The 6236-nt window shown below is 62.9% G+C and carries 7 protein-coding genes; 2 read left to right on the forward strand and 5 right to left on the reverse strand.

Features of this window, described 5'->3' with window-relative positions:
* Nucleotides 1-103: 103 nt before the first annotated feature.
* The 3 genes from EN884_RS21500 to EN884_RS21510 all read right to left on the reverse strand — a co-directional run bounded on the left by EN884_RS21500 (nucleotide 104) and on the right by EN884_RS21510 (nucleotide 3035).
* Complete coding sequence (locus EN884_RS21500; protein WP_063170127.1) at nucleotides 104-1477, reverse strand: glutamate--cysteine ligase; 1374 nt, start codon at nucleotides 1475-1477, stop codon at nucleotides 104-106.
* Between the two features lie 144 nt (nucleotides 1478-1621).
* Complete coding sequence (locus tag EN884_RS21505) at nucleotides 1622-2356, reverse strand: 16S rRNA (uracil(1498)-N(3))-methyltransferase (protein WP_013530342.1); 735 nt, start codon at nucleotides 2354-2356, stop codon at nucleotides 1622-1624.
* Between the two features lie 31 nt (nucleotides 2357-2387).
* Nucleotides 2388-3035 (reverse strand): hypothetical protein, encoded by a 648-nt coding sequence (locus EN884_RS21510; RefSeq protein WP_063170128.1) that lies wholly within the window; start codon nucleotides 3033-3035, stop codon nucleotides 2388-2390.
* An 88-nt stretch (nucleotides 3036-3123) separates the two neighbouring features.
* Between EN884_RS21510 and EN884_RS21515 the strand changes: the two genes are divergently transcribed.
* Together EN884_RS21515 and EN884_RS40155 are read left to right on the forward strand one after the other, a co-directional pair.
* Nucleotides 3124-3822 carry a type 1 glutamine amidotransferase gene (locus EN884_RS21515; RefSeq protein ID WP_063170470.1) on the forward strand — a complete coding sequence of 233 codons (699 nt, stop codon included), beginning with the start codon at nucleotides 3124-3126 and terminating at the stop codon, nucleotides 3820-3822.
* A 293-nt stretch (nucleotides 3823-4115) separates the two neighbouring features.
* Nucleotides 4116-4247: a hypothetical protein gene (locus EN884_RS40155; protein ID WP_013893872.1), complete on the forward strand. Its 132-nt coding sequence runs from the start codon at nucleotides 4116-4118 to the stop codon at nucleotides 4245-4247.
* Between the two features lie 38 nt (nucleotides 4248-4285).
* On the opposite strand, the gene EN884_RS21525 is transcribed toward EN884_RS40155, so the two are convergent.
* Nucleotides 4286-5059 carry a metallophosphoesterase gene (locus tag EN884_RS21525; RefSeq protein ID WP_063170129.1) on the reverse strand — a complete coding sequence of 258 codons (774 nt, stop codon included), beginning with the start codon at nucleotides 5057-5059 and terminating at the stop codon, nucleotides 4286-4288.
* Between the two features lie 27 nt (nucleotides 5060-5086).
* A complete protein-coding gene (locus tag EN884_RS21530; RefSeq protein ID WP_013530347.1) occupies nucleotides 5087-6232 on the reverse strand; it encodes an alpha-hydroxy acid oxidase in 1146 nt (381 codons plus the stop codon).
* Between the last annotated feature and the right edge of the window lie 4 nt (nucleotides 6233-6236).

Consider the following 6236-nt stretch of genomic DNA (forward strand, 5'->3'; position numbering starts at 1 on the left):
CATCGGCGTCTCCTCCGGAAATCCTCGCCGAAGAAGCCTAGTTTGTTTCCACTTCCGATTGAAGCGACTTTTGCCGGCCGGTCAGCTTTGCCAAATCCGAGGGTTAATAGGCGTATTCCATGAAAACCGGCTCGATCGAGCCGCCCCAGCGCGTGTGGTAGGCCGACAGCATCTCCTCGGCGCTGGTGGTGCCCCGCGCCACCACTTCGTCCAACGTGTTGAGGAAGGAGGTCTCGTCGTAGCCGTCGCGGTTCTTCTTGCCACGGTTCTTCAGTCCCATGCGGGAAATGACCATCACGTCACGCGCGATCTCGCGCAGCGTGGTGTTGCGGAAGGGTGCGGAGATGCCTTGTTCCGGCACGGCATTGCGCATCGCCAGCGTTTCTTCATACGTCCAGCTCGAGGTCAGCGCCTCGGCGGCATCGAGTGCGGCCTCATCATAAAGCAATCCGACCCAGAAGGCCGGCAGCGCGCAAATGCGCCGCCATGGCCCGCCATCGGCGCCGCGCATCTCGAGGAAGCGCTTCAGCCGCACATCCGGGAACAGCGTTGACAGATGGTTCGCCCAGTCGCCCATTGTCGGCAGCCCGTCCGGCACTTCATTGCGCGCGGCCCCGGCCATGAACTGGCGGAAGGTGATGTGGGTCATGTCGTGATAGCGACCGTCGCGGATGACGAAATACATCGGCACGTCGAGCGCCCATTCGACATAGTCGGCGAAACCGAAATCGGGCGAGAAGCAGAATTCGAGCAGGCCCGAGCGCTGGTTGTCGGTGTCACGCCAAATGTCGCCGCGCCAGCTCTGCAAGCCGTTCGGGTGGCTTTCGGTGAAAGGCGAATTGGCGAACAAGGCCGTCGACAGCGGCTGCAGCTTCAACGACACCTGCATCTTGCGGCGCATGTCGGCCTCGCTCTCGAAGTCGAGATTCACCTGGATCGTGCAGGTGCGGTACATCATGTCGAGGCCCTTGGTGCCGACCTTGGGCATGTAGCGCGTCATGATCTCGTAGCGCGATTTCGGCATTTTCGGCGTCTCGGCAAGCGACCATTTCGGGCTGCCGCCGAGGCCGAGGAAGCGGATGCCCATCGGCTCGGCGATCTCGCGCACCTGCGCCAGATGGGCGTTGCCCTCGCGGCAGGTCTGGTGGATCGTCTCCAGCGGTGCGCCGGAAAGCTCGAACTGGCCGCCGGGTTCCAGCGAAATCGCACCCTGGCCGGTCGGTTCGACCAGGCCGATGATGCGGCCGTCATCGACGATCGGGTCCCAGCCGAGCTTTTCCTGCATGCCTTCGAGGATGGCGCGGATGCCGCGCTCGCCGCCATAGGGGACCGGTGCATTGCCGTCGACATAGAAGGGGAATTTCTCGTGCTCGGTGCCGATGCGCCATTTGTCGCGCGGCTTGTTGCCTTCGGCCAGGTGCTCGACGAGTTCGTCGACACCTTCGATCGGGCGGAAATCGGTCGTATCGCGCGCCATGATGGTACCCTCAGAGGCGGCCGGATGACCGCCGGCGGTAAATGGACGAAATGTCAGCAGACGATCAAGCGAAAAATCCTGAGCCACAGGTCAACAGGAATTGAACGTTGCTGGAACTCTGCGTCCCTTGCAAGGGATGACGTCTCACCAGTCTCCGACCGTTGCCTGCATCACCGCGAATGCGGCCACCGCCGCCGTATCGGCGCGCAGGATACGCGGGCCGAGCGGAATGGCGGTGACGAAGGGCAGGGCGCGCAGCATCTTGCGCTCGTCGTCGGAAAAGCCACCCTCCGGCCCGACCAGCAGCCCAAGCTTCTTTTCCTTGACCGCCTGCAGCGCGGCCAGCGGATTGTTGGTCGAAGCATCCTCGTCGCAGAAGATCAGCCGTCGCTCTGTGTCCCAGCCGGTCAACAGGCGGTCGAATTTTTCGGCTTCGCGCACCTGAGGCACCGCCAGGATGCCGCATTGCTCGGCGGCTTCGACGACATTGGCGCGCAGGCGATCGATCGACGGCTTGGCCACTTGCGTGTGCTGGGTAATGACCGGCTGCAGGATGCCGGCGCCCATCTCGACCGCCTTCTGCACGAGATAATCGAGCCGGCCCTGCTTCAGCGGCGCAAAGCAGTAGACGAGATCGGGCAGAGGCGGCTGCGGCCGCTGCAGCGCCGACACCTTCAGCCGCACCGCCCTTTTCGTCTTCGCCGATATGGCCGCCGACCACTCGCCGTCGCGGCCATTGAACACCAGGATTTCGGCGCCTTCGCCAAGCCGCAGCACATGCAGGAGATAGTGGCTCTGCTGTTGGCCGGCCTCGAATTCGATGTCCGGCGCGAGATCGTCGGTCACGAACAGACGTTGCATTTTGTAATTGGCGCGCATCGCCGAGGAATGAGCGAGCCGGCCGCCGGCGTCAAGCCTCGGCGGTCGGATGCCACACCGGCCGAAAGCCGTGCCGCAGCACGCAGAGCGTCGTGGCCGGCGTCAGTAGCGAGAGTGTCTTGCTTTTGAGCATGTCGAAATCGTTGGGGTGCTCATATCCCGCAAAGGACCAGCGCAGTGCCTTGCCGCTACGCAGGGCATAAACAGTGCCGCCATCCGCAACCACGACGCCGTCCGGCAGGCCGGCAAGGTCTTCAACCGCAATCACCGGCGGCTTGCCGCCTGACGCCAGCCGCTCCTTGTGCAGCCGCTTGTCGACCATCGGCGCGCGCGGTTCGGCGATGCCGAAGGCTTCGCCGAAGCGGCCGACGAAATCCCTGGCCCGTTCGCGCTGGCAAAAGAAGCAGGGGCGATGCCCGGCCGCCAGTGCGGTCACCTCGTCGAGGAAGAACAGCTCGGTCCAGCCCGCTTTACCGCCCTTCCTGTTGCGGCCCATCGGTTCGCGCCGCACATTTCGGAATTGGCAGACGCAGATGATCCAGGCTTGAAGCGCCCAGCGCTTTTTCTTGAGCGTCTTCGTCTCGGGGTCGTGGATGATGCCGCGATTGCCGGTGAACATGCCGCGATCGGGCACGGCATGGATGGCGCCGAACGGATCGACCCGGTTCTGCAGTGGCATAGTTTTCTCTCCGGACACGCATCTTGGCTGCAATGCGAGCGGCATGATATCGCTCGTCGCAGCTTTTTCATGTCAGCAGGGTTTTGCGATGCGGGTGCTGGTGGTCCAGAACTACGACAATACCGGCCTCGGCCAGGTCGGCGCAGCACTTGCGGAAGCGGGCGCCGATCTCGACCTGCGTCTCCCTTACAGGGGCGATCCCCTGCCGGATGACGCGGCCGGGCATGATGCCATGGTGGTGCTCGGCGGGGGCCAGAATGCGCTGGCCGACGATGAGTATCCCTATTTCCCGGCACTGCTCGAACTGACCCGCGACTTTGCCGACAAGGATCGCGCCGTGCTCGGCATCTGCCTGGGCAGCCAGCTCGTCGCTCGTGCCTTTGGTGGCGAGAACCGTATCGGCGGCGCCAATGAGTTCGGTTGGCACGGCGTGTCGCTGACGCCTGACGCCAAGGCCGATCCGGTTCTGGGCGCTCTACCGGCAAAGTTCCCGATCTTCCAATGGCACGACGACACCTTCGTGTTGCCCGAAAACGCCGTACGGCTTGCCGGCAACGAGGTCGCCGAGAACCAGGCGTTTCGCGTCGGCCGAGCCGTGTACGGTTTCCAGTTTCATTTCGAGGCCGACCGGCCGATGGTCAAGGACTGGAGCGCGTCCTTTGCCCCGACCATCGCTGCGCGCCATCCCGACTGGGCCGGCAAGCTCGATGGCGAAATGGCCCGCAACGGGCCCGATGCGGATGCCGCTGGCCTCGCCATTGCCCGGGCCTGGGTAGCGACCATCTGAGCGTTGGTCTCTCCGTACCCTCCAGCGTGACATAATTGGCACGCGGCGGTGAAACCGCCTGGGGAAAACGGTTTCATTCTTGGCTTGTGTCCGCCCGCCATCCTAGAAGGCGCGCGCTCTGCATCTTCTGTGCAACGGCTATGAACCTTTTGTGTGACCCGCGCGACACACCGTTGATACAGAACATGCCTAGAAGCGCAAAATCGTCGAAACTTTGAAGCGAATTCTCCGTTTCAACGCATTGGTAACCGCCTGGTGCACAGATGCAGAAAGCTCAACAAGAGATGACCTCCGTGAAAGCAGCGCTTCTGTCCTTTGCCATGTTGTCCGCCATCGTGCTGTGCGGTCTCGGCATCTATGCCGCCGACGCAGCCAACAACCACAACGCCGTCGACGGTTACGGCGTCACCGCCTCGCTGCGCTAAAGCGGGAAGCGTCTTTCGCGTCCTCCGACGCGCGGCGCTCAAGCTTCCTTAATCGTCATTGTCAGGATGCGTTTGTCCGCGCCGTCGATGACGAGCGCGCTCAGCATGCCTGATTGCCAGGCAAGCGTGTCGACATTGACGCGGTTTGCCATCACTTCCGCCTCCGGCACCGGCGTGTGGCCGTGCACCACGATCTTCGGATAGAGGTCGGGGTGGTTGTGGAAGACGTCGCGGATCCAGATCAGATCCTGCGGGTTTTGCTTCTCCAGAGGAATGCCCGGCCTGATGCCGGCATGGCAGAAGAAGAAGTCCCCGAAAGTCACGGAAAACGGCAGCGATCGCAGGAAGTCGATGTGGCTTTGCGGCACGGCCTCGACCAGTGCCTGATGTCCTCTGCGCACGGCCGATTCGGCCTTGCCGAACCACACGCTTGTGCCTTCACTGATCGTTACGCCGTAAGACTGTGCCGTCTGGATGCCGCCGAACCGGATGAAAAGCCCTTCCGGGTCAGGGGTCTTGAGAAAATCGAGAAAGCCGATGTCGTGGTTGCCGGCCAGCATCAGGTGACGAGGGTCTCGCTCTTGCGCTTCGATCAGGAAATCGATGACGCCCTTCGAGTCCGGCCCGCGGTCGACATAGTCGCCAAGATGGATGACGCGCCAGTCGGCAGGCGCCTCCTGCTCGATCTCGGCCCTGATGCGCAGATGCATGGCGGCCAGCAGGTCGAGCCGGCCGTGGACGTCGCCGATCGCATAGAGACGGATGCCGTCCGGCCCATGCGCGTCGAGAAAATGGATGCCGGATTCTGCCAACTTTTCGGTGTCTCCGTGGTCAGGCGGTCACGGGACCTGGCGCCGGAGCTGGTCCTTGCCCATGTCGGTGACAAGACGCTTTCCGCACAGCGCCAGCGTGATGTCCATCTCCTTGCGGATGATTTCCAACGCCTTGGTAACCCCTTCCTTGCCAAGCGCCCCCAGGCCGTAAAGAAACGGCCGGCCGATATAGGTTCCCTTGGCACCGAGGCAAAGCGCCTTCAGGACATCCTGGCCGGAGCGGATGCCGCCATCCATATGCACTTCGATCGTGTCGCCGACCGCGTCGGCAATCTCTTCCAGCACGCCGATCGACGACGACGCACCATCGAGCTGGCGCCCGCCATGGTTGGAAACGATGATCGCGTCGGCGCCGGTCTTGGCCGCCATCAGCGCGTCCTCCTTGTCGAGAATGCCCTTGAGGATCAGCTTGCCGCCCCAGCGCTCCTTGATCCAGGCGACGTCCTTCCACGACAGATGCAGGTCGAACTGCTCCGTCGTCCACGATGCCAGCGAGGCCATGTTGCCGACGCCCTTGGCGTGGCCGACAATGTTGCGGAAGGTCCGCCGCTTGGTGCCGGCCATGGCGGCGCACCAGCGCGGGCGGATGGCCATGTCGACGATGTTGGTCAGCGTCAGCTTGGGTGGCGCCGAAAGCCCGTTGCGGATGTCCTTGTGACGCTGACCGAGAATCTGCAGGTCGAGCGTCAGCACGAGCGCCGAGCATTTCGCCGCCTTTGCCCTGTCGATCAGGTTGAGCACGAAATCCTTGTCACGCAGCACATAGAGCTGAAACCAGAACGGCTTCGTGGTAACCGAGGCGACATCCTCGATCGAGCAGATGCTCATCGTCGACAAGGTAAACGGCACGCCGAATTCCTCCGCCGCCTGCGCCGCCAGCATCTCGCCATTGGCGTGCTGCATGCCGGTCATGCCGGTTGGCGCCAATGCCACCGGCATAGACACTTTTTCGCCGATCATCGTCGATGCCAGCGAACGGTTGTCCATGTCGACGAGGACGCGCTGGCGGAACTTGATCTTCTGGAAATCCTCCTCGTTGGCCCGATACGTGCTTTCGGTCCACGAACCGGAATCGGCATAGTCGAAGAACATCTTCGGCACACGCCGGCGTGCGAGGTCCTTGAGGTCGGCGATGGTCAGGATCTGGCTCATGGGC

This window comes from Mesorhizobium sp. M7A.F.Ca.AU.001.01.1.1, assembly GCF_004022735.1.
Classification (GTDB): Bacteria; Pseudomonadota; Alphaproteobacteria; order Rhizobiales; family Rhizobiaceae; genus Mesorhizobium; species Mesorhizobium ciceri.

Excerpts from the sequence above, each read along its gene's own strand:
- EN884_RS21505 (WP_013530342.1), bottom strand. The coding sequence starts at position 2,356 with ATGCGCGCCAATTACAAAATGCAACGTCTGTTCGTGACCGACGATCTC.
- EN884_RS21530 (WP_013530347.1), bottom strand. The coding sequence starts at position 6,232 with ATGAGCCAGATCCTGACCATCGCCGACCTCAAGGACCTCGCACGCCGG.
- EN884_RS21510 (WP_063170128.1), bottom strand. The coding sequence starts at position 3,035 with ATGCCACTGCAGAACCGGGTCGATCCGTTCGGCGCCATCCATGCCGTG.
- EN884_RS21500 (WP_063170127.1), bottom strand. The coding sequence starts at position 1,477 with ATGGCGCGCGATACGACCGATTTCCGCCCGATCGAAGGTGTCGACGAA.
- EN884_RS21515 (WP_063170470.1), top strand. The coding sequence starts at position 3,124 with ATGCGGGTGCTGGTGGTCCAGAACTACGACAATACCGGCCTCGGCCAG.